Here is a 24310-nt window from a genome sequence, read left to right as displayed (position 1 = left end):
GCTCGCACGCTGCCCGAGCGCGACCGGGGGTTTGGGACGCATCACTCCGCTCGATGGAAGTGACGCCCCAAGCGTCAACCAGGGCGCAGTCTAGGCGTCCAGGGTGGCGCGTCAACGCGCGAGCCGCGGAAGAAAAAACAGCCGTTTTCCCGCCTGATAGCCGCGACGCACCCGGCGAGGGGTGCTAACGTGGTCGATCCTGGTGCCGAGGCGCCCCGCCCATGCGTCTTGCCCGCGTCCTCCTTCCGTCCTCGGTCTTGCCGCGGATCGCGCTCGAGCGTGACGGCTGCCTCTACGACGCGGCCGAGCTCGAGCGGAGGCGCGGCGCGCCGCTGCTCGACGCGCGCTCCTCCACCGCCGAGGACTATTTCGCGCGCGTCTTCTCCGTCGGCGGCGCAGGCCTCGACGTCCTGGACGACGCTCTTTGCGCCGGCGAACGTCCCACCGAGGCGAGGCTCCTGCCCGAGGAGCTGCTCTGGCTGCCGCCGTGCGTGCCCGAGCGCGCGCTGCTCGTCGAGCTCGAGAGCACACCCGCGGGCGAGGTGCCTCGGTACCACCTGGGCAACCCGCGCGGATTGTTGGGGCACCAAGAATCGGTCCCCTTCCCGCCGACCGAGGCGCGGCCCGACGTCGAGGTCTCGATCGCCGCGCTCCTCTGCGACGAGCTCCGCGCCGCGACGGCCTCCGAGGCCGAGCGAGCGATCCTCGGGTTTTCTCTCTTCCTCGGCTGGGTCGCGCGTGAGCAAGAACGAACGAGCGGTTCGGTCCACGCGCGCGACTTCGCCGCGACCCTCGGCCCCGTGCTGGTCACGAAAGACGAAGCCGGCGCGCTCGACGAAGCGCGGGTTCGTCTGCGCGTGGGCGGCGTGATCGAAGAGCTCTCCGCGTCCGCCGCGCCGGCGCTCTCCTTCGCCGAGTCGCTCGCCTTCGTCAGCCGCCACGTCCCGCTCTTCCCGGGCGACATCGTTTGTGCTCCACCGATCGAAGGCGCAGGCGAGGCCGCGCGGCGCCTCGGCCTCGGGTTTGGCGCGACGCTCGAGGTCGCGGTGGATCGGCTGGGGAAGGTCGCGGCGCGGCCCGTCCTCGGGCCCGAGCCGCCGCCGTATCGATACACGAAGGCGCGCTAGAAGCGGCCGACGAGCCCGATCCCGGTCATGTTCGGCGCCACGATCGGCACCGGCATGAGGAACGCGCTCTGCTCCGACTCCGAGGGCTTCGGCGCCGTCGCTTCGGTCTTCATGATGATCGCCTCGGCCACGAGGCCGAGCCCGCCGAGCTGCGCGATCCCGCCGAGCCCCGTGAGCAGCCCGCGCAGCCAGATCGATCCCGAGCAGTCGGTCACCGTCGGGTCGCCGCACTTGTTCTGGGCGAGCGCCATCCACGGCCCCACGACGGGGATCTTCAGCGACTCGGCGCCCGGCGCGTCGGGCCAGCTCGTCGCGGCCACGACGCCCACGCCGTACGCGATCGCCGTGATCGCGAGGCCGCCGCCGATGAGCTTCGGTCGCACCGACGAGGGCGGATACCGCGGCGCCGGTGCTTCGTCCGTCTCTTCGGCGAAGCTCTGCGACGAGCCGAGCAAGAGCGCGAGCGTGATCAGGATCGAGGCGTGCTTCATCCCGCGCGTCACTTCTTCGGCGTCGCCGCGGCGGCCTTCGCGGGCAGGTTGACCTTGTACTTCACGACCTTCGGATCCCCCTCGAACGGCAAGCAGTACTCGCCGATGAACGAGCGCTTGATGCATTGCTCGACCGGCGTGCCCGCGAACGGCGCGCCCACCTCGACGTCGGTGATCTTGCCGATCTTGCCGTCGAACGTGACCGACACCGGCCCCTCGCCCGTCGGGCCGTTCTCGACGACCGTGGCGCAGTTCGCGGCCTTGTTCTGACCACGCTTCAGCGCGATCTCCATCTGCTTGACCTGATCCTCGTTGAGCTCCTCCGGCTCGGCCGCGTCGGTCCACTTCGTGTCCTCGCCGGTCTCGCCCGACGCTTCGTTCGTCGCCGAGCTGCCCTCGTCGGTCGTCGCTTTCGCCGGCGGCTTCTCCCAGGTGTTTTCGTCGCCGATTTGCTTCGGCTGCGCGCCGCCGCAGGCCACGAGCAGGATGGAGAGCGAGAGCCCCAAGGTGAGTTGCGAGGTGGAGGTGCGAAGTGCCACGGCCTTCTCCAGTCCCAGTGAGAGGATCGAGTTTGACTCGACCCTAGCAAGGTCTCGCACGTCCGCACAACGAAAGCCCACACCCTTCGTCGTCGGATGGTCTCTCCCGCCGCGGACGTTGTAGGAAGCTCCCATGCACCAAGGCAGCCGTTTCCGTCCCACCCTCGTCGGCCTCGCGCTCCTTGCCCTCACCGCCTCGGCGCGCTCGGAGGTGCCGACGCCCGCCGCGACAGAGGCGCCGGCGCCTTCGAATCGGCCGAGCGCCGCGACACCGGCGCGCCCACGCGCGTCGATGGAAACCGGGCCGATCCAGCGAGCGATCGAGAAGCTCGCGGCGGACGTGAAGGGCTGGGGCGGGAGCGTCGGCGTCGCCGTCGTCGACGTGGAGACGGGCGAGACGATCGCCGCGAAGGACGCGCACGTCGCCTTCAACCCCGCCTCGAACGCGAAGCTCGTCACGGCCGCGGCGGCGCTTCACCTGCTCGGGCCGGGCCATCGCTTCATGACGGGCCTCTACGGCAAGCTCGACGGGGATCGTGTCCCCGAGCTCGTCCTGCGCGGGCAAGGTGATCCGTCGCTCGACGCGGGTGACCTCTGGCCCCTCGCGCGTGAGCTCGTGACCGCGGGGGTGCGGCGCGTGGGCGCGATCGTCGTCGACCAGGGGTACTTCGACGATCGATTCGTGCCGCCGGCCTTCGACGAACAGCCGAACGAGTGGGCGCCGTTCCGCGCGCCGGTCTCCGCGGTCGCGCTCGACGAGAACACGGTGACGCTCTCCGTGCGCGCGGGGGAGAAGGGCAAGGACGCGGCCGTGCGCGTCGATCCGCTCGGCTTCGTGGACGTCGTGGGCGCCGTGCGAACGACGAAGAAGGGAGATCCGGAGAAGCTCTTGCTCGACCTCACCCCGAAAGGCGATCGCCTCGTCGCGCGCGTGGGTGGTCATCTGCCCGAGAACGCGCGGGTCGTGCGGGTGCGGCGTCGCCTCGACGATCCGCGCCTCGTGCCGGGGTACGCGCTCCGCGCGGTGCTCGAATCCGCGGGCATCGAGGTCGCGGGAGGCGTGAAGCTCGGCGGCGCCAAGGAGAAGCGCCTGCTCGCGTCGCATCGATCCCGCCCGCTCGGCGAGCTGCTCGCGCTGCTCGGAAAGGACAGCGACAACTTCTACGCCGAGATGATCTTCAAGGCGATCGCGGCCGAGAAGAAGGGCCGCCCGGGTACGGCCGAGGGCGCGGCGGAGGTCATCACGAGTTACCTGAAGGAGATCGGCGCCTTCGAGGAGGGAGTGGTCGTGAAAAACGGCTCGGGCCTCTTCGACGCGAACCGCATCACGCCCCTCGCCACCACCTCGCTCCTCCGCGCTGCGCATCGCGACGTCTCCATGGGCCCCGAGTTCCTCGCGCAGCTCGCGATCGGCGGCGTCGACGGCACGCTCCGTGGTCGCTTCAAGAAGCTCTCCGAGCGCGGCATCGTCCGGGCCAAGACGGGCACCTTGAACGCCGTCGCTTCGCTCTCCGGCTACGTGCTCGGCCCTCCCGGCCGCGCGCCGCTCGTGTTCTCGATCTACGTGAACGGCATCCCGGGCAAGGTCGGACTCGCTCGTGGTGGGATGGACAGGATCATCGACGCCGCCGCGCGCGCGCTCTGGAAGGATCACTAGCGCGAGAGCAGGGCTTGCTCAGATCGCGCACGCCGTGCCCGTGCGTGTATGACAGAAATGTCATACCCCCGAAATGCCGAAGGCCACGCCGGGTTTTCCCGCGTGGCCTCCGAGCCGTTCGAGCCGCGGGGTTTGGCCCCGCGAACGTTCAGTAGTAGTCGCGCATCTGCTTGCGGATCTTCACGAGCGCCTGCTCCTGGAGCTGGCGGATGCGCTCGCGGGACAGGTTGTACTTGTCACCGATCTCCTTGAGCGTGAGCTCGTCCTCGTCGTCGAGGCCGAAGCGCCAGCGGATGATGCGCGACTCGATCGGCGTCAGCGTGGTGAGCAGCCGACGAACCTCGTCGCTCCACTTGCGGTTCGCCAGGTGATCGAACGGCGAGAGCGCGTTCTCCTCCTGGAGGAAGTCGATGAACTTGCGCCCGTCCTCGTCGCCGACCGGGCGATCGAGGGAGAACGGGGTCTCGGCGTAGAAGTCCTTCACCTTGTCGAGCTTCTCGCGCGGGACGCCGGTCTCCTTCTCGAGCTCCTCGATCGTCGGCTCGTGACCCGTGCGCGCGATGATCGCCTGGGTCGCGCGGGCGACGCGGTTGTACGTGTCGAGCATGTGCACCGGGATGCGCACCGCGCGGCCCTTGTCGGCGAGGGCGCGGCTGATCGCGTGCCTGATCCACCACGACGCGTACGTCGAGAAGCGGTAGCCGCGGTTGTGGTCGAAGCGCTCCACCGCCTTCATGAGGCCGATGTTGCCCTCCTGGATGAGGTCGATCAGCGGCAACCGGCCGCGGTTGTAGCGGCGCGCGATCGACACGACGAGGCGCAGGTTCGCCTTGACGAACCGGTTCTTCGCGTCGTGCTGGGCCTGGAACGTCTTCTCGACCCGATCGAGGTAACGCTTGTACGACGGCGACATCGGCAAGGTCGGGCGCGGCGGCTTGATCGGCGCGCCCTCTTCCGTGTCTGCGATCGTGTCCTCCTCGAAGTCCGGCTCGCGCACGAGGTCACGCGCGATGCTGCTGGCGCGCGACATCCACAGGCGGTCGGAGTCGGGCAGGCGGATCACGGTCGCGAGCTCGCTCGAGAGCTGCGCCCACGCCTTCTCGTGCTCGGGCGCGAGCTTGTACTTCTGCTTCTTCGCGATCTTCACGAGCTTCTGCAGCTCTTCGACCTGCGGCGCCTTCACCTCGTCCTCGCCCGCCTTCGTCACGTCCTCGGCGAGCGCGTCGAGCACGAACTCGGCCGCGGGCAGGTACGAGAGCAGCGCGACCCAGTGATCGATCTCCGTGCGCTCGACGGCACGCGCGGTCTCGAGCTCCTCCTCGGGGCCCATGACCGGGTGCAGCGCCATGTCGCGGAAATACCGCGCGAGCATGGAGTCGCCGCCACCCTCCTCGATGTCCTTGAGCTCGCGGTCGGCGTTGGGCCGGGGAGAATCCGGCCGGCTGAGCGGCGTGAAATCGAGGTCGATGAACTCGGCCGTCGTCGGCTCCGGCTCGAGCATCTCGGGGCGCGGGCGGATGGCGGCCGCCTCTTCCGCGGCGGCGCCTTCGTCGTCCAGCATGCCAATATCCATGTCGGACGCGGCGATCGGCTCCTTGGCGAGCGGCGCGGCGGGCGTCTTGGCGCGCGTGTCGTCCTGGAGCGCCTCCTCGTCGACCGGCGCTTGCGTTTGCTCGGGCTCCTGGCCCTTCGGCCGGCGCTCCATCGTGCCGCTGCGACGAACCGTGCGCGCGCCCGCGACGGCGGCTGCGGCGGCCCCGCGACGGCCGGGCGCGCTTCCGCGGGCGGGCTTGGGCGCCGATGCGGTGCGCGTCGTGGAGCCCGTCATCGCGGCCTTGGTGGAGGGGCGGTTGGCTTCGGGGCGGCGGGCGGTCGACGTGCTCATCTTGCTCTTCGTTGCGGTGGAGGGTTTTTCGTTCACTTCTTCGGAGTCACCCTTTCGAGAGTGGAAGCTCTCGTTCGGGTCAAGGAGGGATCGGTCCGGGCTCGTCGGGGTATCGAAGCTCGCCATGGCTGGGCCCTTGTTCCCGCTGCCCGATAGGGGGCTGAACGGGGGATTGTGCGGTTTGATTCCGGTGGATCCTCTCCGAGAAGAAATCGGCTGGCTCGGGCCGCCGTTCACGGATGCAATGCTGGAGACTGGATCGCTCGTCTTCTCAACGAATTCTGCAATTTTCATGCCGTAATCGGCGTATGTTCCCGAATTTCCCGCTCCCCGCTCGGGCTTGGAGCCGGTCGGCATGCTAGGAGCATCCCCCGACGAGGCATGCAGCGGGGCCGGCTCCCCGTCATGCGAGGCGGACGGCGACGGGCTGCCTCGATGGCCGCGGTGTGCTCCCATGCTTACGCGCTCCGTTGTAGTCGATGATGCCGACTGACAACACGTCCAGTCGGACATTCGTCTTGCGTGTCGTTCACGAGCTCCGCCGGGACCGGCGAAACTCTTGGATGTTTTCTGGGGCTACCCTGGTGCAGGCGATAGCCCATGGAATCTTGGCTTCGTGCGCTGGCCTCCTCGGCCAGGCGCTGATGGGTAGGCAACTTGCTTCCTTCAGCGCCCTTGTCGACCCCCACGACGCCCCGCATCATCCGATTTTTCTGGCTTCTATCGGTCTCGGGGCGTCCCTTGTAAAGACTGCAGCGAGCACCTTCTCCATCTACGGCCAGAAGCGGGCTGTCTTTCAGGTCGGAAACGCAATTCGGCGCACGATGACCGCCGCGATCGTGCTCCAAGGACAACCGCCGAGCGCGGCCGCCGCCTCCCTCGCCGCGATCACCGTGCGTATCCGCGACGTCGAGCGAGGCGTCGACGAGGGCGTGCTCGCGGCCGCTCGTGCGATTGCACACCTCGTTCCTCTCGCCCTGGCGCTCCTCTTCCTGTCCTCCCGCCTCGCGATCGCCGCGATCCTGCTGCTCACGCCGTTCGCGCTGCTCCTGGCCTCGGCGCGCAGGTTCGTCCGGTCCCATCACGCGCGGTCGGCGCGCCTCGCAGAAGAGCTGCATTCCGCTGTAGACGAGCTGGTACGGCACCTGGATCTATGGCGAACGTACGGAGCCGCCCGGCGGGTGCACGCAGCGCTCGGGCGGGCCGGAGACGAGGCCGGGCGCGCCGCCGCACGCGCAGAAGCGACCCGAGGCCTGATCTCCGGAGCAAACGAGGTGCTCGCCGCAGCCGCGTTGCTCGGGCTCTGCGTCTGGATCGAGCGTGCGCAGCCGGCCCTCGGCGGGTCACTCGTGGCCTTCGCGGCCGTCTTTTTCATGACCTACAGGCCGCTGCGCGATCTCGGCGACGCGCGGACGGCCATCGAGCGAGGCGCCGCGTCGCTCGACGCACTCGAAGCGAGCGTGCAGGTCGGAGCCGCCACGAGCGAGTTCGAAGCGGCCGAGCCGGAGAGTGTGCAAGGGGCGCGCAGTCGCTTCCGGCTGGCGCGGCTCTCGGTCGAAGGGTTGCGTTTCGTCGTGGGCGGGGCGATCGGGAGGCCGGTCCGGTTCACGGCCGAGCCCGGGCGGATCGTGGCGATCGTAGGGCCGACGGGCAGCGGAAAGACGACGCTCTTGCGAGGGCTGCTCGGGCTCGTGCCCGCGACGGAAGGGGAGCTTCGTTATGACGGCGAGGAGCTGACGCGCGCCGGGGTCGGTCCGGACGAACGGCCGTTCGCGTGGGTGCCGCAAGAGGCGGCGATCGTGTCGGGGACGATCGAGGAGAACGTGGGGCTCGGCGCGAAGGACGCGCCGAAGGAGGAGCTGCGGCGCGCGCTCGCGGAGGTCGGAGGGCTCGGGCTCGCCGAGGCGCGAGGGCAGGCGAGGATCGTCGCCGGAGGGCACGAGCTCTCGGGCGGGGAGCGGCAAATCGTGGCGCTCGCACGCGCGGTTGCGAGCCGTCAGCCGGTGCTGCTCCTGGACGAGCCGACGTCGGGGCTCGACGCCGAGGCCGAAGCGCGTGTGCTCACGGCGCTCGAGGCGCAGCGGGGCAGCCGGACGATCCTGATCGTCACGCATCGGCCAGGGCCGCTCAGGATCGCGGATGAGGTGATCTCGTTCGAAGGACCGGCGCCCGCTCAGAACTGAGACAAGAAGCGCGGATCACTCTCGAAGAGCAGGCGGATGTTGGGGATGCCGTAACGGAGCATGGCCAGGCGATCGAGGCCCATGCCGAAGGCGAAGCCGCTGTACCGCTCGGGATCGAGGCCGCAGTGACGGAAGACGTCGGGGTGGATCATCCCGCAGCCGAGCACCTCGAGCCAGCCCGTCTGCTTGCAGACGCGGCACCCGGCGTAGGTGCCGTCGGCCTTGCGGCAGAAGACGCAGCCGCAGTCGACCTCGGCGCCGGGCTCGACGAAGGGGAAGTAACTCGGCCGGAAGCGCATCGGTAGGCCCGGGCCGTAGAGGCGCTCGATGAAGCCCGCGACGACGCCCTTGAGCTCGGCGAAGCTCACCTTCTCGTCGACGAGGAAGCCGTCGATCTGGTGGAACATCGGCGAGTGGGTGACGTCGTCGTCACGGCGGTAGACGGAGCCAGCCATCACGACGGCGAGCGGCGGCTTGCGGAGCAAAAACTCGCGCGGCTGCACCGTGGTCGTGTGCGTGCGCAGGAGCAGGCCCGGCCCGAGCCAGAAGCTGTCCTGCATGTCCGTCGCCGGGTGATCGGGCGGGAACGCGAGCTTCGTGAAGTTGTTCTCTTCGAGCTCGATCTCGGGGCCGGACTCGGCCACGAAGCCGAGGTCGCGGAAGATCGCGAGCAGCTCGTCACGGACCTGCGCGATGGGATGGAAATGGCCGCGGCCGAGCTCGACGCGGCCCGGCAGGCTGAGATCGAAGGGGAGGCCGCGGAGCTCGGCCTCGCGGGCAGCACGGGCGATCGCCTGGAGGCGCGCTTCGAACGAAGCCTCGACCTCTTCCTTGAAGGCGTTGACCCGGCTGCCCACGCTGGCCTTCTGGTCGGCGGGGACGTGGCGCATCAGCGCGAGGACGGCGGTGAGCTCGCCCTTCTTGCCGAGGACCTTGGCGTGCTCGAGGCGCAGGGCCTGCTCGTTCGTCGCGGCCGCGAACGCGTCGCGGTACCGCGTGCCGAGCGCGGACAGGCCCTCCTCGATGGCCTTGATCGCCTGGACAGGATCCGCGGCGCTCACGCCCCGTCTCCCAGCCTAGCGGCTCGCGCCCGCGAGCTTCACGACCGCGCCGAACGACGTCGGATCGTGGATGGCGAGCTCGGACAGGATCTTCCGGTCGAGCGAGACGTTCGCCTTCTTGAGCGCGCTCATGAGGCGAGAGTACGTCGTGCCATTCGTGCGGGCAGCGGCGTTGATGCGGACGATCCAGAGCTTGCGGAAATCCCGCTTCTTCAGCTTGCGGCTGATGTAGCCGTACTCCCACGCGTGGCGCAGGACCTCGACGGCTTGGCGGTAGCGGTTTTTCCTGCCGAGGAAATATCCCTCGGTCTGGTTCAGGACGCGGTTACGACGACGACGGGCTTTGAACCCACGCTTGACTCTCGGCATTGGGCGCTCCTCTCTTGCTCGGGGTCAGCGGTAGGGCAGGAGGAGCTTCACACGCCCCTCCATCGCCGTGTCGACGGTGTCGTTCTTGCGGAGACGGCGCAGGCGCTTCTTGCTCTTCTCCTGCATGCAGTGGTTCAAGCCGCCCTTGCTCCGGCGGATCTTGCCCGAGCCCGTGACGCGAAAGCGCTTCGCGGCGGCTCGGTTCGTCTTCATCTTCGGCATGGTGCCTTCTCGCTCCCGAAAGGGTGCGCTCTGCCTGGCCTCGCTCCGACCGTCGGAGCGCCGTTCGAAACCAAGGTAGATGCGGCGGGGCGAGCTTTATGGCGGACGGGTGCGGTGGTTGTCAAGGCCGCGAGGCTCCCCCAGAGCTAGCCTCCCGAACCATGCTCGTCCGCGCCACCTTCGAAGAGCCGGTCAGCGACGGCCCTCCCGTCCGGACCATCGTGAGCTTCCACGCTGGACATTCGCTCCTGGAAATCGCGCATTCGCGGGGAATCGCGATCAACGCGCCCTGCGGCGGCCGAGGATCGTGCGGGAAATGTATCGTGCGTGTGCTCGCGGGCAACGCGCCGCCGACCGAGGAGGACCGGGCCGTGCTCAGCGAGGGCATGCTCCGTGAAGGCCTGCGGCTCTCGTGCCGGATCCGGCCGCGCACGCCCGTCACGGTGGAGGTGCAGAGCCGGTTCGATCTGCGCGCGGCGCCGAGCGTGACGAGACTCGGCGGAGGCGAGCTGCCGAAGGTCGTGGACGCAGCGGTGGATCTCGGCTCGACGAGCGTGCAGCTCCGGACGATCGATCCGGAGACGGGCGAGGTGCTCGGCGAGGCGAGCGTGCTGAACCGTCAGGTGCGGCGTGGCCACGACGTGATGACGCGGCTGACGCACGCGCTGCAAGGAGCGCAGGCGCGCGAGGAGCTGACGGAGGACGCGCGCGAGACGCTCCGGATGCTCGAAGGGGCGGCGCGCGGGCGGATCTTCGCGGAGGACGGCGCGATCCGGCGCTGGGTCGTGGCCGCGAACAGCGCGATGACGACGCTCCTCTGGGGCGAGGACGTGACGAGCCTGGCCGAGGCGCCGTACACGCCGCCGTTCTTCGACGAGCGGACCGGGCCGGCCGCGGCGCTGGGTTTGTCCGGGGAGGTGGTCACGACGTTCCCGCTGCTCGGGTCGTTCGTCGGTGGTGACACGGCCGCGGCGGTGCTGGCGACCGAGCTCGATCGGCCGGGTCCGCCGCGCATGCTCATCGACATCGGGACGAACACGGAGATCGTGCTCGCGCACGAGGGCTCGCTCTACGCGTCGTCGACGCCCGCGGGGCCAGCGTTCGAAGGAGGAAACATCTCGATCGGGATGCGCGCGGAGAAGGGCGCGATCGTGCGGGTCGAGGTGCGAGACGACGGGGCCATCCGCGCGACGACGATCGGGACGGTGAAGCCAAAAGGGATCTGCGGGACGGGGCTGCTCGAGGTGCTGGGCGAGCTCGTGCGCGCGGGGCTCGTGGCGAAGGACGGCGCGATCGCGTCGGGCGCGGATCGGATCACGCTCGCGCGGGGCGTGGACCTCTTGCAGATGGACATCCGCGAGCTGCAGCTCGCGAAGGGAGCGCTCCGGGCCGCGACGAAGCTGCTCTGCAAGACAGCGGGCATCCGGGACAAGGACCTCGCGCGTGTGGCGGTGGCGGGCGCGTTCGGGACGCACCTCAGGCACGACGTGGCGATCCGGCTCGGGATGTTGCCCGAGGTGGATCCGTCGGCGGTCGTCGCGGCGGGCAACGCGTCGCTCGAGGGCGCGACGGTGTTCGCGCGGGACCCGGAGTCGGCGCGGGCGAGGCTCGCGGATGTCCGGCCGCGGGTCCGGCACGTGGAGCTCGCGACACGTGACGATTTCCAGGATGTCTTCGTGCAGAGCCTCGATTTCTGAGCGACATTTCGCGCGTACATCGACGGTGCCGCGTTCCGGTGCTAACTCGCCCGCCCGATGCCGCGCCGTGACGATCTGAAGAAGATCCTGCTGATCGGCTCTGGTCCCATCATCATCGGACAAGCGTGCGAGTTCGACTACTCGGGCACGCAGGGCGCGAAAGCGCTCGCCGCCGAGGGGTACGAGGTGATCCTCGTCAACTCGAACCCGGCGACGATCATGACGGACCCGGAGCTCGCGTACCGCACCTACGTGGAGCCGCTCGACGTGCCGACGTTGACGGCGATCCTCGAAGCAGAGCGGCCCGACGCGATCCTGCCGACGCTTGGAGGTCAAACGGCCTTGAACCTGGCGCTCGCGCTCGACGCGGCGGGCGTGCTCGGGAGGCTCGGGATCGAGCTCATCGGCGCGAGCCCGGCGGCGATCCGCAAGGCCGAGGATCGCGCGCTCTTCAAGGAGGCGATGGAGCGCATCGGGCTCACGTGTCCACGCTCGGGTCACGTGAAGAGCGTGGAGGAGGCGCGCGCGCTGGCGGAGAAGGAGGGGCCCTGGGGCGCGCCGCTCGGCTACCCGGTGATCGTGCGGCCGAGCTTCACGCTCGGGGGCACGGGCGGCGGCATCGCGTTCCGGCCGGAGGAGCTCGACGCGAAGGTGCGCTGGGCGATCGAGCAGTCGCCGACGCACGAGACGCTGATCGAGGAGAGCGTGCTCGGCTGGAAGGAGTTCGAGCTCGAGGTGATCCGCGACAAGGCGGACAACTTCATCGTGGTCTGCTCGATCGAGAACATCGATCCGATGGGCGTGCACACGGGCGACTCGATCACGTGCGCGCCGTCGATGACGCTGACCGATCGCGAGTACCAGCGGCTGCGGAACGCGGCGCGCGCGGTGATGACGGAGATCGGGGTCGAGACGGGCGGGTCGAACGTCCAGTTCGCGGTGAACCCGGAGGACGGGCGGTTCGTGGTGATCGAGATGAACCCGCGCGTGTCGAGGTCGAGCGCGCTCGCCTCGAAGGCGACGGGTTACCCGATCGCGAAGATCGCCGCGAAGCTCGCCGTGGGCTACCGGCTCGACGAGCTGACGAACGACATCACGGGCACGAGCGCCGCGTTCGAGCCGACGATCGACTACGTGGTCGTGAAGTGGCCGCGCTTCGCCTTCGAAAAATTCCCCGGCGCGGACCGGCGGCTCGGGCCGCAGATGAAGAGCGTCGGCGAGGTGATGTCGATCGGGCGGACGTTCGCCGAGGCGCTGCAGAAGGCGGCGCGCTCGCTGGAGATCGGGCGGGACGGGCTCGAGTCGCTGCTCGGCAGGGTCGACTACCGGCAGCTCGGCAGTGATCCGAACCAGGCGCGCGACATGCTGATGGACGCGCCGCGCGAGCCCTCGGCGCCGATGGAGATGCCGCCGCCGAGCCAGGACGAGCTGGTGGCGGCGCTGGAGAAGATCGTGGGCGTGCCCGTGGCGGATCGGCTCTTCTACGTGGCCGACGCGGTGCGGCTCGGGATCCCGCTCGAGAAGCTCTACGAGGCGACGCGGATCGATCGATGGTTCCTGTCGCAGATCGAGCGGCTCGTGCACTTCGAGCGGACGATCACGGAGGTCGCGAAGGAGAAGGGCGCGCTCGACGAGGGCACGCTGCGTGACGCCAAGCGGCTCGGCTTCTCCGATCGGGCGATCGCGCGGCTCACCGGGCGCACGGAGGACGAGGTGCGTGCGCTCCGGATGACGCTCGGCGTGCGTGCGGTCTTCGGCCGCGTGGACACGTGCGCGGCGGAGTTCGTGGCGAAGACGCCGTACCTCTACTCGACGTACGAGCGCGAGAGCGAGGCCGCGCCGAGCGGGCGGCGCAAGGTGGTCATCCTGGGCGGCGGTCCGAACCGGATCGGGCAGGGGATCGAGTTCGATTACTGCTGCGTGCACGCGGCCTTCGCGCTGCGTGAGCTCGGGTTCGAGACCATCATGGTCAACTGCAACCCGGAGACGGTCTCGACCGACTACGACACGTCCGACAGGCTCTACTTCGAGCCGCTCACGTTCGAGGACGTGCTCTCGATCTGCGACGAGGAGCGTAAGGACGGCGAGCTCGTCGGCGTGGTGGTGCAGTACGGCGGGCAGACGCCGCTGAAGCTCTCGGTGCCGCTCGCGCGCGCGGGCGTCCCGATCCTCGGCACGCCCGCGGACGCGATCGATCGGGCCGAGGATCGTGGTCGGTTCGACGCGCTGCTCACGAAGCTCGGGCTCAAGCGCCCGCGCGCGGCCGTGGCGTCGAGCGTCGCGGAGGCGATCGAGGCGGCGCGGTCGATCGGCTACCCCGTGCTCGTGCGTCCGTCGTACGTGCTCGGCGGGCGGGCGATGATGATCTGCCACGAGGAGAGGGAGCTCGAGGCGTACATCCACGACGCCGTCGAGGCCGCGCGCGAGGCAGGCACGCACGCGATCCTCGTCGACGAGTTCCTGAAGGACGCGATCGAGGTGGACGTCGACGCGCTCGGGGATGGTCGCGAGGTCGTGATCGGCGGCGTGATGCAGCACATCGAGGAGGCCGGGATCCACTCGGGGGACTCGTCGTGCGTGCTCCCGCCGCACTCGCTGCCGCCGGAGGTCGTGGCTTCGATCGAGGAGCAGACGCGGCAGCTCGCGCTGGAGCTCGGCGTGATCGGCCTGATGAACGTGCAGTTCGCGGTGAAGGGTGGCGCGATCTACGTGCTCGAGGTCAACCCGCGCGCGTCGCGCACCGTGCCCTTCGTGTCGAAGGCGACGGGCCGGCCGCTCGCGAAGATCGCGGCGCAGGTGATGGCGGGCAAGACGCTCGCGGAGCTCGGGGTCACCGACGGGTTCATGCCGCAACACGTGGCGGTGAAGGAGTCCGTCTTCCCGTTCGCGAAGTTCCCGGGCGTCGATACGCAGCTCGGGCCGGAGATGCGCTCGACGGGCGAGGTGATGGGCATCGCGCCGACGTTCGCGCATGCGTTCGGCAAGGCGCTCAGGGCCTCGGGCATGCAGCTCCCGAGCACGGGGTGCGCGTTCATCTCGGTGAAGAACGACGACAAACCCGCGGCGTGTGTCATCGCGAGGCGCCTGCGCGCGCTCGGCTTCACCCTCATGGCGACGAGCGGGACGGCGCAGGCGCTCGCCCGCGCGCGTATCCCCGCGACGCCGATCAACAAGGTGAACGAGGGCTCGCCGCACGTCGTCGACGCGATCAAGGCAGGCCAGGTTTCGCTCGTCGTGAACACCACGGTCGGCGCGCGGTCGATCCGCGACAGCTACCCGATCCGGCGGAATGCGTTGCTCGCCAACGTCCCGTACTTCACGACGATGGCCGCCGCGATGGCCGCGGTCGACGCCCTCGAGGCGAGCGCGCACGACGCGCGCGCGTCGTACCGCGTCCGCTCGCTCCAGGAGTGGAACCCGTCCTCTTGAGAGACGACGAGGGCCGCCGGTGCTCGATGCGACGGCGGCCTACGTGTCTTTCGGCTCGTTCGTGTCGTCCTTGCTCGCGTCGTTCTCGCCGCGTTCGTCGAACGCTTCGGGCGAATCGCGGCGCTCGCGTGGCGTCAGCGCGGCCGTGAGGGCCACCGCGAGCGCGCCGACGACGACGCTCCCGTAAAAGAGGATGTCGATCGCGCTGCCCGCGGAGGAGCAGTTCGCGCCCGGGCCGAGGCGCACGGCGAGCACGCCTTCGGGCAGCGCGGGCGGCCCCTCCGGCGTGTTCGCGTCTTCGGTCACTTGCCCACCACGATGCGCTGGCCGAAGGCCCGATCGACCGCCTCGCAGAAGGAGCGGAACGCCTCGTACTCGGCCGGTGTGATCCGCGCCTTCTTGAACGAGAAGCCCGTCTTCACGGTGACCTTGCCCGGGGACTGCTCGACCGTCACGTGGAACGAGCCGAACGGCGTGTCGAGCTTCTGCGCCGTGGGCGCCGCGCGCACCTTCATGCCCGCCGGCACCTTGATGACCCACTCCTCTTCGCGGCTCGTCAGCGCCGAGAGCGTCACGTCGAGCGTGCGCTTCGACGAGGGCGCGAGCTCGGCGACGAGGCGCGGCGTGATGGTGGCGGGCACGCTGAGCGCGTCACCCTCGCGCCGCGCAAAGCTCGTGGCCTTGCCGCGGGCGCGGATCTTCACGGGTTGCTCGACGTCGTCGAGGTCGCCCGTCTCGACGCCCGTGCGCCCCTTCTCGAGCTCGATCGGGCCGAAGTCCGAGGCGAGGTCCTGCGACGCGCGCTCGTTGCGCGTGCCCTCGGCGAGGTAACGCCTGCGCCAGTCGGGGGCGTACGCGCCCGTCACCTGCACGTCCGAGACGAGCTGCGCCGCGCCGCCCTCGGCCAGCGTCACCTCGACGTGGCGGCGCGTGAGCGACTGCTCCGGCGGCGGCTGCGGCAGCCGCACGAGCTTGGGTTTGCCCTCGTTGACGAGCAGGCCGATCGCCGAGCGATCCATCACGGGCAGCTCCATCGAGCCCGTGTGCTCGGCCGTGCCGTCGAGGTAGAGGTCCATCGAGGGCACGTAGACGATCGCGTGATCGAAGGGCGCGAGGCTCGCGGGCTCGGGGGCGATGTCGCCGCGCATGCGCGTGCGGAGCAGGACGATCGTCGAGTTGATGCCGAGCTCGCGCAGCATCGTGACGATGAGCGTCGCCTTGTCCTTGCAGTCGCCCCAGCCGCGCGCGAGCGTCTGCGCGGCGCGGCGCGGCCGGATGCCCTCGATGCCGAACTCGAGCGCGACGTAACGCGTCTGCGTGGCGAACTTGTAGATCGCCTTCACCTTCGCGGCGTCGTCGGTCAGGCCCTTCGTGAGCTCGCGGGCGCGCCTGCGCACCTCGTCGTCGACGTCGAACTGCTCGCGCGCGAGGCCCCAGTACCACGCGCCCACCGCGTCCCACGTGTCGAACGTGGAGACGTGCACCGTGCCGAGCACCTCGGACCAGGGCGGCATGTTGGGCTCGGGCTTGAGCGCGGGGACGTTCGTCCCGACGAAGCGATAGATGCGCTTGTCACCCTCCTCCTTCACGTCCTCGACGAGCCCGGGGAGCTTGTCCGTACGGATGAAGAAGCGGCGCGACTTCGGCGTGATGAGGACGTACTCGCTGCTCGCGATGGGCTTGTCGTTCTGGAGGTACTGGACCTCGCCGAAGTAGTCGCTCTTCTCGTTGCGCGGCGCGACGTCCTCCACGCGGTAGCGCAGCTCGACGACGTCGCCCGCGTTGAGGCGCGGGAAGAGGACGACGAACGCGCGCTGCGACGTGTACATCGAGATCGCGGGGTTGTCCGCGGCGCCCTCGCCGCTCTCGATCGCCTCGTCGATCTTGCCGTTCGCGCGGTAGACGCGCGCGGCGCGGAGATCCACGGTCTGGCGATCGGCCTCGTAGGCGAAGTCGTACTGGCGCGCGGACGCGGCGCTCTCGTCGGTGAGCGGCTGGAAGACGACCTGGTGGAAGCGGCTCGCGAGGCCGTTCGGGTAGACCGTCGTCACCGTGAGGTTGCGCATGAAGCGCATCGGGTAGCCCTGCGCGGGCTCCTTGCGTTTCGGCAGGAACTTCTCCGGCGCCCACGCGTACGCCTCGTCCGCGCGCGGCGCCTTCGGCTCGATGTGCTCGACGTACTCGCGCACGTCCTTCGCCTGCGGGACGATCGTGAGGATCTGCCGGAGCAGGTCGAGCTGCTTGTCGCGATCCCCCTCCTCTCCGTAGAGATCGGAGAGCGCGCGCAGCGTCTGCACGTCCTCGGGCGCCATCGCCAGCGCTTGCTGGTAGGTCGCGAGCGCGCGGTCCTTCTGGCCGAGCGAGCGATACGTGCGCGCCGCGAGGCCACGCGCCCACGCCGAGCCCGCGTCGACGCCGAGGAAGCGGTTCAGCCACCGCTCCGCGCCCGCGGCGTCGCGGCGCGCCACGGCGAGCTCCACCTTCTGGCTCAGGAAGTCGGCGTCGTCGAAGCGCAGCGCCGCGTAACGCGCCTCGACCTCCTCGGCCTCGGTGTCGCGGCCGAGCGCGCGGAGCTGCGCGGCGAGCGCGGAGAGCAGCGAGACGCAGCGCGGGTTCCTCTGCACCGCCCTCTCCAGCATGCCGAGCGCGGTGCGCTTGAGGCCCGCCTCGACGGAGAGCTCGACCAGGCCGAGCGTGCCCCCGAGGTTGTCCGGGTCGAGCGCGAGGATGCGCTCGTAGATCGGCACCGCGTCGCGCCAGTTCGCGCCGGTGCGCGCGAGGTGCGCCTCGGAGAGCAGGACGTCGAGCTTCTCGTCGTTCGTCTTGGCGAGCGCGCTCGCGCGTTCGACCCAGGCGCGGCGCTGGTTGCGATCTTCGGCGAGCTCGCCGGCGAGCAAGAGGCGCGGCACCGTGGGCTCGGCCTCGGCGGCGCGGCGCGCGAGGTCCCGCGCCTTGTGCTCGGCCTTCGGATCGCCGCCGGTGATCGCGAGGTAACGCGCGTATTGCTCCAGCGCGGCGGGCTCGGGGCTCTTGCCCGACGTGAGCGCTTCGAACGCCTGCACGGGCCCGGCGACGCCGCGGCCTTGCGACTTCGGCTCCTTCGTCTTCGCGCGCTCCTTCATCGCGGCGGCGGCGTCGGTGCTCGCCTCGAGATCGGCGCGCACCTCGACGTCGAGGTCGGGCTTTCCGTTCTCATCGCCGATGCGCAGCGCGAACTTCGGCGCGTCCTCGTCGCCGCAGACCTTCACCGTGATGCGGCTGAACGTCGGCCGGAGCGTCACGGTCGTCGCGAATCGATCGATGTCGAGCTCGCGGTACGCGGCGTCCTCGAGGATCTTCTCGCCGTCGTAGTAGACCTTGAACGCGCCGGCGGAGCCCACCCAGAGCGTCGCCTTGCGGGGCGCCTTCGTGCCCGGGCGCGCGCGGACGAACGTGGTCGCGTAGCCGCAGACCGCCTCGCGCGGGCGCAGGATGTCGCCGAAGTCGAACCACCCGTAGGACGACGTCGTCGGCGGCACGCGCCAGCGCACGGCGCGCTCTTTTCCTTGGTACGCGCGGCCTGCGGGGATGGGCTCGCCGAGCTCCGACTCGGGCTGGTGGTCGATGCCGAAGCCCATCTTGTTGTCGTTGTCGAAGGGGCCGACGGTCATGTAACGACCGACGAAGCCGAGCTTCTCGACACGCGCGAGCGCGCCTTCGAGATCGCCGCGGCGCCTCCTCGCGTACGCGCTGAGCAGCTCCGCGTAGACACGCATGGGCGCGGGCAGCGCCTTGTTCTCGGTGGCCGCGACGATCGCCTCCTCGACGTGCGTCGGGTCTGCGCGGTCCCACGTGCGCCAGAGCTCGCGCAGCGCCGTGTAGGCCGCGGGTCCCTTCGCGCCGGCGATCGCGCCGCTCGCTTCGAGCACGTCGGGGTGGATCGTCCCGCCCTCTGCGCTCGCGGGGTGCGTCGGGGCGATCGCGCAGCAGGCGAAGGTCAACGCGAGGGCGATTCGTGCCTTCGCGCGGGTCGCGCGATCCAGGAGGGCGCCACGTTCACGAGCCATCGAGGGGCTATCCCGTGCCGTGCCCGGCAGGTCAAGGGAAGGACGTGCCCGGCTCACCAAGCCTCACGACCGTGCGAGCGCGTGGGAATTTTTGGCGGCCCAGAGCGCGCTTCCGAGCCTGATGTCGAGGGAAAGGCATGACGCGCGTGGGGCAGGGTGGTCATGCATATTACCAGGTCCCCCGATCGTCGCGTGGTGCGGGGCTCGTGAGTGCTCGGGGTTTGGCGCTCTTGGAGGGGTTGGGCAGGAATCTGCGTGCTCGTTCCGAAAGGCCACCTTGCTCCGCGGCGCCTGCTTCGGATAGAACCATCGCTGCACGCGTCGAATGTGCGCCCGTGCGAAGAGCTCGAGCGGGTGCGCGAGGGTGGCTCTCCCGCGCCGTCATTTCCGGGACGGGCCCTCCGGCGGTCCGGCGGAAACGAAGGCACTCAGGCAACGAGACGAAGACCCCATCGCGGAAGCGCTGGCGGAGGAACGATGGTCAATCCTCAGATGGTGATGTACGAGGAGGAGTTCAATCAGATCCAGAATGTCGTGGATCGCCTCGTCAAGGACGCCAATGCGAAGGTCGTTTTCATCGTTGACAAGAACGGTCAGCTGATCGCTGCCAGCGGCGACGTGGACAACCTCGACACCACGTCGCTCGCCTCGCTGACGGCCGGCAACATCGCGGCCACGGGCGGGATGGCGAAGCTCCTCAAGGAGAACGAGTTCGCGACGCAGTTCCACGAGGGCGAGAAGGCGAACATCCACATCCAGCTCGTCGGCAACCGCGTCATCCTCGTGGTGATCTTCGACTCGAAGTCCAGCCTCGGCCTCGTGCGGCTGCGCGTCCGCCGCGCGAGCGAGGAGCTGAACAACATCTTCGAGGCGCTCTTGAAGAAGGTCGCGGATCCCGGCGCCGACAGTCCGTTCGCCGAGATCACCGACGAAGACATCGACAACCTCTTCAACGACTAGGAGCGCGCGCGATGAGCTTCATCAACTACATGGCGCGCGAGATCAACTGCAAGATCGTCTATTATGGCCCGGGTTTGTGCGGGAAGACGACGAACTTGCAGTACATCTACGAGCGCACGAACCCCGACGCGAAGGGGAAGATGATCTCGCTGGCGACCGAGACGGATCGCACGCTCTTCTTCGACTTCCTTCCGCTCGCGCTCGGCGAAATTCGTGGGTTCAAGACGCGGTTCCACCTCTACACGGTGCCCGGACAGGTCTTCTACGACGCGAGCCGCAAGCTCATCCTGAAGGGCGTCGACGGCGTCGTGTTCGTGGCCGACTCGCAGATCGATCGCATGGAGGCGAACGAGGAGTCCGTCGAGAACCTCAAGACGAACCTCGACGAGCAGGGCTACAAGCTCGAGAAGATCCCGTACGTCATCCAGTACAACAAGCGGGACCTGCCCGAGATCGCCACGGTCGAGGAGCTTCGCGAGAAGCTCAACCCGATGAACGTCCCCGACTTCGAAGGCGTCGCCCGCACCGGCGTCGGCGTCTTCGACACGCTGAAGGCCGTCGCGAAGCTCGTGCTCACGGAGCTGCGCAAAGGCGGTCCCTGACCCGAAGGTCTCACGACCTCACGCACGCCTCGGTTTCTCGCCACGCGAGGGGCCGAGGCGTTCGTGTTCCATGACGACAAAATGCCGAACGGCCGAAGGTCTCACGTGGAGACGTCTTCGGCCGTTGGCGTCGGGCGTGTGTTGGGGACACGCCCGGAAGGCTACCCGCGCTGGTAGATCCGGTTGCGGCGACCGCGGTTCTTCGCCTTCAACTTCGCGCGGTAACGCTTCGACTTCGTGCGGTTGGTCTTCCGAGGACCCTTCGAGAGCATCAGGAACATGAGCCGACTTCCTCGTCTTGTGCGGCGCGATGGACGGCCGCTCCTGTAGGGAGGGCGGGAAGGTAGCCGCTGTCCGGTCGAAGTTCAAACGAGATCGCGAAGTTTTCGAGCACGGCCGAGGTCGCCCGCGAAGGACCGCGGTAGACTCGAGGCCGATGCAGAGAGCGCCCGCGCCATCACGACCCCGAACGCCTCTGCCCAGGGCGATCACGCGGGCGCGCGTCGGCGCAGCCGGGCTCGTTGCGCTCGTGACGGCCTCGTGCGGCGCGAGCATCAACGCCGTCTACGAGGGCGACGTGCGCTTCGAGCACTGCATGGCGCTCGACATGGAGAAGCACGTCAAGCCCACGATCCGGAAAGCGTGCTGGGAGGAGTGGACGAAGTTCTACACGTTCGGCCAGACGCGCGACCGCGTGGAGTACGCGAGGCTGCGCATGAAGCAGCTCAGCGGCGCGAGCGACTTCGAAGAGTCGGACCTCGCCACGGAGGAGCCACGCGTGGCCTCGGCCGTCCCCGAGCCGACGAGCGCGCTCGCGCCGCCGCCGATGATGCTCGCAGTGGACGCAGGCTCGTCGGGGCCGAGCGCGGACGCGTCCCCGGACGTGGCGGCGGAGTCGCCCGAATCGACATGCGGGACGACATGCGAGGCGACGTGGAACGAGTGCAAGGCGGCCTGCACGACGGCGACCTGCGAGCGCGGCTGCGCGGCGCAGTACAAGCGGTGCACGCGCAAGTGCTCGTGAGCACGGGCGCCAGAGCAAAAAGACCGGAATCTTGACGTTTTGCTCGGCGTATGGGTATCCGCAAACGAGATGACGTCGCTGCCCGCATACGAGGACGGGGCTCCTCCCCATGAGGGGGGGCGAGGTGCAATCCGGGTGCTGAAGCCGCGCAGGGCCGCGCCCGCGGACGCCGTGAGGCCGACACGCGCCGAGGTGAACCTCGCGCACCTCCGGCACAACTTCCGCGTCCTCGAGAAGATGCTCGGCGAGGGGCCGAAGAAGCCGGCGATCTGGGGCGTGCTGAAGGCCGACGCCTACGGGCACGGCTCGGCGGCGGTCGCGCGGACCCTCGAGCGCGCCGGGATGCCCGGCCTCTGCGTGGCGCTGCTCGAAGAGGCGATCGAGCTCCGCGACGCGGGGATCCGCGTGCCGATCCTGGTGATGGGCGGCTACTACGGGCCGCGGCGCGAGGGCCTGGAGGAGATCCTCGCGCGGGACCTCGTGCCGGTGGTCTACGACGCGGGGCAGATAGAGCGGATCGCGACGCTCGCGCGGTACGAAGGCGAGGGGCGCCCGGTGCGCGTGCACCTGAAGGTGGACACGGGCATGGGGCGGCTCGGCGTGTCGATGTCGGAGCTCGACGACGTGCTCGACGCGTTCGACGGCCGGCCGGAGGTCGCGCTCGACGGGCTCATGACGCACCTCGCGTGCGCGGACGGAGACGAGATCGCGCCGACGATGGAGCAGCTCGCGCGGTTCGAGGAGGTGCGAGGTCGGGTGCGCGCGCGCGGGTTCTCGCCGCGGGTCGTGCATGCGGCGAACAGCGCGGGCGCGATGCGGCTCTCGGAGGCGCGCTTCGACGCGGTGCGGCCGGGGATCGCGCTCTTCGGCGTGCAGCCGATGCAAGGCCTCGCGCCGGAGCTCAAGCCGGTGATCCGCGTGCGGACGGAGGTCGTCGCGTTGCGGACGGTCGAGGCAGGAGAGGCGATCGGCTACGGGTACACGTGGCGCGCTTCGCGGCGGAGCGTGATCGCGACCGTGCCGATGGGCTACGCGGATGGCCTCGATCGGAAGCTCTCGAACCGCGGGCACGCGCTCGTGCGGGGGAGACGCGCGCCGATCGTGGGGACGATGTCGATGGATCTGACGATGCTCGATCTGACGGAGATCGCGGGCGCGCGGATCGGCGACGAGGTCGTGTTCCTCGGGCAGCAAGAGGGAGCGCTCGGGCGTGACGTCATCACGGCGGAGGAGATCGCCGAGACGACGGGCACGATCCCGTGGGAGGTGCTGACGAGCATCTCGCGGCGCGTCCCGCGGTTCTATCGCGAGCCCTGACGTTCACGAGCGAGCTGCCCGGTCCTGCTAGGATCGGGTGTGATGGACACGCGCGCGCTTCGTTCGGCTCGAGGGATCGCGGCCACGTCGATCTTGCTCGGCGCCTTCGGGATCACGTCGGCGCTCGGGGGATGCGGGTCGTCGGGGGACGACAAGCTGCCGCCGCGTCCGCCCATGCTCGCGCCCGACGCAGGCGGCGAGGGCGGCTTCGACGGCGGCGGTGCAGGGCCGCCGGCGCCGGATGCGGGTGGCTACTGCGGCAACGAGGTGCATCAGGCGGTCGTCGACGCGCCGAACCTCTACTTCGTGCTCGACGCCTCGGGGAGCATGCAGGCGCCCGCGCCCGGAGGCCTCACGCGGTACAACGCGGTGCGGGTCGCGGTCGTGGACCTCGTGCGCAAGCTCGGGCCGCTCGTGAAGGTGGGGGCGGCGATCCTGCCGAACCAAGGTTCGAACCAGGATCAATGCGCCGCGGGCAAGCAGGTCTTTCCGGTGACGCAGGGTGATCCGATCACGGGCGAGGACGGGCCCACGACCACGGGGATCCGGATCGCGACGGCGACGAACCCGGTCGGAGGGACGCCGATCTCGCCGACGATCGAAGCGCTCACGCCGATGCTGCTCGGGCTCGAAGGCAAGACGTACGTGATCCTCGCGACGGACGGCGGGCCGAACTGCAACGAGTCGGCGGCGTGCGGGGCCGACGCGTGCGAGCCGAACCTCGCGGGCGACGAGGCCTGCCTGGCCACGGGGACCAACTGCTGCGCGCCCGGACAACTTTGGGGTCCAACGTTCTGCGTGGACGAACCCGCGTCCGTGGCCGCGATCGAGGCGCTCCGCGCGGGAGGGGTCGAGGTGTTCGTCGTGGGGATCCCGGGCAGCGAGGCCTACGCGGGGGTGCTCGACGCGATGGCGATCGCGGGCGGATCGAAGAAGGACGCCGCGCCGTTTTACGAGCCGGTGACGGAGCTCGGATCCCTCGGCAGCGTGCTCGGGGAGATCGCCGCGGTCGCGGTGACGTGCGAGTTCGCGATCGTGGATCCGCCGAGCGAGGAGGACATGACGAACGTGTACCTGGACGATGAGGTCCTGCCGTACAACGATCCCGACGGCTGGGCCTGGAAGCCGCCGTGGATCGTGCGCCTGCTCGGCGAGGCTTGCGAGCGGCTGCAGGGCGGGCAGGTGAAGCAGGTGCAGATCGTGAGTGGTTGCCCGACGGAACTGCCGAAGTGAACGATCGTCTCCGGGTGGAAGTGGCGCGCGTCGAGCGCGGGGTCGAGGACGCGGAGGAGCTCGCGGAGATCGCGCGCGTGGCGTTCGCGGGGCCGTCGTTCTCGCCGGTGGACGAGCTCGAGCGGCCCTGGGCGCGCGTGTGGGTCGCGCGGGGCGGAGAGGCGGGCGAGGCGCCGCGGGCGCTCGGGTTCCTCGTCGCCTGGCACGTGGTGGACGAGCTGCACGTGCTCAACGTGGCGACGGCGCCGGCGGTGCGGCGTCGCGGGATCGGGGCGGTGCTCGTGGAGGCGGCGCTCGCGTTTGCGGTCGAGAGCGGCGTGCGACTCGTGCTGCTCGAGGTGCGACGCTCGAACGAGCCTGCGATCCGGCTCTACGAGAAGTTCGGCTTCAGCGTGTCGGGGGTGCGGGAGAAGTACTACGCGGACAACGACGAGGACGCGCTGGAGATGCAGCGCGTCCTCGGCTGAT

At 69.6% G+C, this 24310-nt stretch carries 19 protein-coding genes; 11 read left to right on the top strand and 8 right to left on the bottom strand.

What is annotated here, in order from left to right; genetic code table 11:
• The first annotated feature begins 221 nt into the window (after positions 1-221).
• On the top strand, positions 222-1127 hold the full coding sequence (locus GF068_RS12255) for a fumarylacetoacetate hydrolase family protein (protein WP_153819540.1): 906 nt from the start codon (positions 222-224) through the stop codon (positions 1125-1127).
• Here the strand turns inward: GF068_RS12255 and GF068_RS12250 are convergent.
• Positions 1124-1618 carry a hypothetical protein gene (locus GF068_RS12250; protein ID WP_153819539.1) on the bottom strand — a complete coding sequence of 165 codons (495 nt, stop codon included), beginning with the start codon at positions 1616-1618 and terminating at the stop codon, positions 1124-1126. The two genes, GF068_RS12255 and GF068_RS12250, sit on opposite strands and share 4 nt — an antisense overlap.
• 8 nt (positions 1619-1626) lie before the next feature.
• Positions 1627-2157: a hypothetical protein gene (locus tag GF068_RS12245; RefSeq protein WP_338046343.1), complete on the bottom strand. Its 531-nt coding sequence runs from the start codon at positions 2155-2157 to the stop codon at positions 1627-1629.
• 133 nt (positions 2158-2290) lie between these two features.
• On the opposite strand from GF068_RS12245, the gene dacB reads away from it, so the two are divergent.
• Positions 2291-3814: a D-alanyl-D-alanine carboxypeptidase/D-alanyl-D-alanine endopeptidase gene (dacB, locus tag GF068_RS12240; RefSeq protein WP_153819538.1), complete on the top strand. Its 1524-nt coding sequence runs from the start codon at positions 2291-2293 to the stop codon at positions 3812-3814.
• A 148-nt stretch (positions 3815-3962) separates the two neighbouring features.
• Here the strand turns inward: dacB and GF068_RS12235 are convergent, their stop codons facing one another.
• Entirely contained in the window at positions 3963-5699 is a 1737-nt protein-coding gene (locus GF068_RS12235) for a sigma-70 family RNA polymerase sigma factor (protein WP_153819537.1), read from the bottom strand.
• Between the two features lie 824 nt (positions 5700-6523).
• Here GF068_RS12235 and GF068_RS12230 point away from each other — a divergent pair.
• Positions 6524-7882 carry an ATP-binding cassette domain-containing protein gene (locus GF068_RS12230; RefSeq protein ID WP_153819536.1) on the top strand — a complete coding sequence of 453 codons (1359 nt, stop codon included), beginning with the start codon at positions 6524-6526 and terminating at the stop codon, positions 7880-7882.
• On the opposite strand, the gene pheS is transcribed toward GF068_RS12230, so the two are convergent.
• The 3 genes from pheS to rpmI are packed head-to-tail and all read right to left on the bottom strand — an operon-like array spanning position 7873 to position 9534.
• Positions 7873-8907 carry a phenylalanine--tRNA ligase subunit alpha gene (gene pheS / locus GF068_RS12225; protein WP_420814121.1) on the bottom strand — a complete coding sequence of 345 codons (1035 nt, stop codon included), beginning with the start codon at positions 8905-8907 and terminating at the stop codon, positions 7873-7875. The two genes, GF068_RS12230 and pheS, sit on opposite strands and share 10 nt — an antisense overlap.
• 51 nt (positions 8908-8958) lie before the next feature.
• Positions 8959-9312 carry a 50S ribosomal protein L20 gene (gene rplT, locus GF068_RS12220; protein ID WP_153819535.1) on the bottom strand — a complete coding sequence of 118 codons (354 nt, stop codon included), beginning with the start codon at positions 9310-9312 and terminating at the stop codon, positions 8959-8961.
• 24 nt (positions 9313-9336) lie between these two features.
• On the bottom strand, positions 9337-9534 hold the full coding sequence (gene rpmI, locus GF068_RS12215; RefSeq protein WP_153819534.1) for a 50S ribosomal protein L35: 198 nt from the start codon (positions 9532-9534) through the stop codon (positions 9337-9339).
• A gap of 161 nt (positions 9535-9695) precedes the next feature.
• On the opposite strand from rpmI, the gene GF068_RS12210 reads away from it, so the two are divergent.
• Both GF068_RS12210 and carB read left to right on the top strand, forming a co-directional pair.
• A complete protein-coding gene (locus GF068_RS12210) occupies positions 9696-11231 on the top strand; it encodes an ASKHA domain-containing protein (RefSeq protein WP_170319443.1) in 1536 nt (511 codons plus the stop codon).
• 57 nt (positions 11232-11288) lie between these two features.
• Positions 11289-14660 (top strand): carbamoyl-phosphate synthase large subunit, encoded by a 3372-nt coding sequence (gene carB / locus GF068_RS12205; RefSeq protein ID WP_153819532.1) that lies wholly within the window; start codon positions 11289-11291, stop codon positions 14658-14660.
• 39 nt (positions 14661-14699) lie between these two features.
• Here the strand turns inward: carB and GF068_RS12200 are convergent, their stop codons facing one another.
• On the bottom strand, positions 14700-14966 hold the full coding sequence (locus tag GF068_RS12200) for a hypothetical protein (protein WP_153819531.1): 267 nt from the start codon (positions 14964-14966) through the stop codon (positions 14700-14702).
• A complete protein-coding gene (locus tag GF068_RS12195; RefSeq protein WP_153819530.1) occupies positions 14963-18706 on the bottom strand; it encodes a DUF3857 domain-containing protein in 3744 nt (1247 codons plus the stop codon). The genes GF068_RS12200 and GF068_RS12195 overlap by 4 nt, the downstream gene beginning before the upstream one ends.
• A 477-nt stretch (positions 18707-19183) precedes the next feature.
• Between GF068_RS12195 and GF068_RS12190 the strand changes: the two genes are divergently transcribed.
• The 6 genes from GF068_RS12190 to rimI all read left to right on the top strand — a co-directional run bounded on the left by GF068_RS12190 (position 19184) and on the right by rimI (position 24309).
• Positions 19184-19666 carry a roadblock/LC7 domain-containing protein gene (locus tag GF068_RS12190; protein WP_136930304.1) on the top strand — a complete coding sequence of 161 codons (483 nt, stop codon included), beginning with the start codon at positions 19184-19186 and terminating at the stop codon, positions 19664-19666.
• An 11-nt stretch (positions 19667-19677) separates the two neighbouring features.
• A complete protein-coding gene (locus GF068_RS12185; protein WP_153819529.1) occupies positions 19678-20268 on the top strand; it encodes a GTP-binding protein in 591 nt (196 codons plus the stop codon).
• Between the two features lie 436 nt (positions 20269-20704).
• Complete coding sequence (locus tag GF068_RS12180) at positions 20705-21292, top strand: hypothetical protein (RefSeq protein ID WP_240806833.1); 588 nt, start codon at positions 20705-20707, stop codon at positions 21290-21292.
• Between the two features lie 135 nt (positions 21293-21427).
• Positions 21428-22609, top strand: a complete 1182-nt coding sequence (gene alr / locus GF068_RS12175; protein ID WP_338046341.1) for an alanine racemase — start codon at positions 21428-21430, stop codon at positions 22607-22609.
• Between the two features lie 42 nt (positions 22610-22651).
• Positions 22652-23842 (top strand): vWA domain-containing protein, encoded by a 1191-nt coding sequence (locus tag GF068_RS12170; RefSeq protein ID WP_153819527.1) that lies wholly within the window; start codon positions 22652-22654, stop codon positions 23840-23842.
• A complete protein-coding gene (gene rimI / locus GF068_RS12165) occupies positions 23839-24309 on the top strand; it encodes a ribosomal protein S18-alanine N-acetyltransferase (protein WP_338046340.1) in 471 nt (156 codons plus the stop codon). The genes GF068_RS12170 and rimI overlap by 4 nt, the downstream gene beginning before the upstream one ends.
• Position 24310 lies beyond the last annotated feature (1 nt).

This window comes from Polyangium spumosum (genome assembly GCF_009649845.1).
Lineage (GTDB): Bacteria > Myxococcota_A > Polyangia > Polyangiales > Polyangiaceae > Polyangium > Polyangium spumosum.
This window is presented reverse-complemented; position numbering and strand designations above follow the sequence as displayed.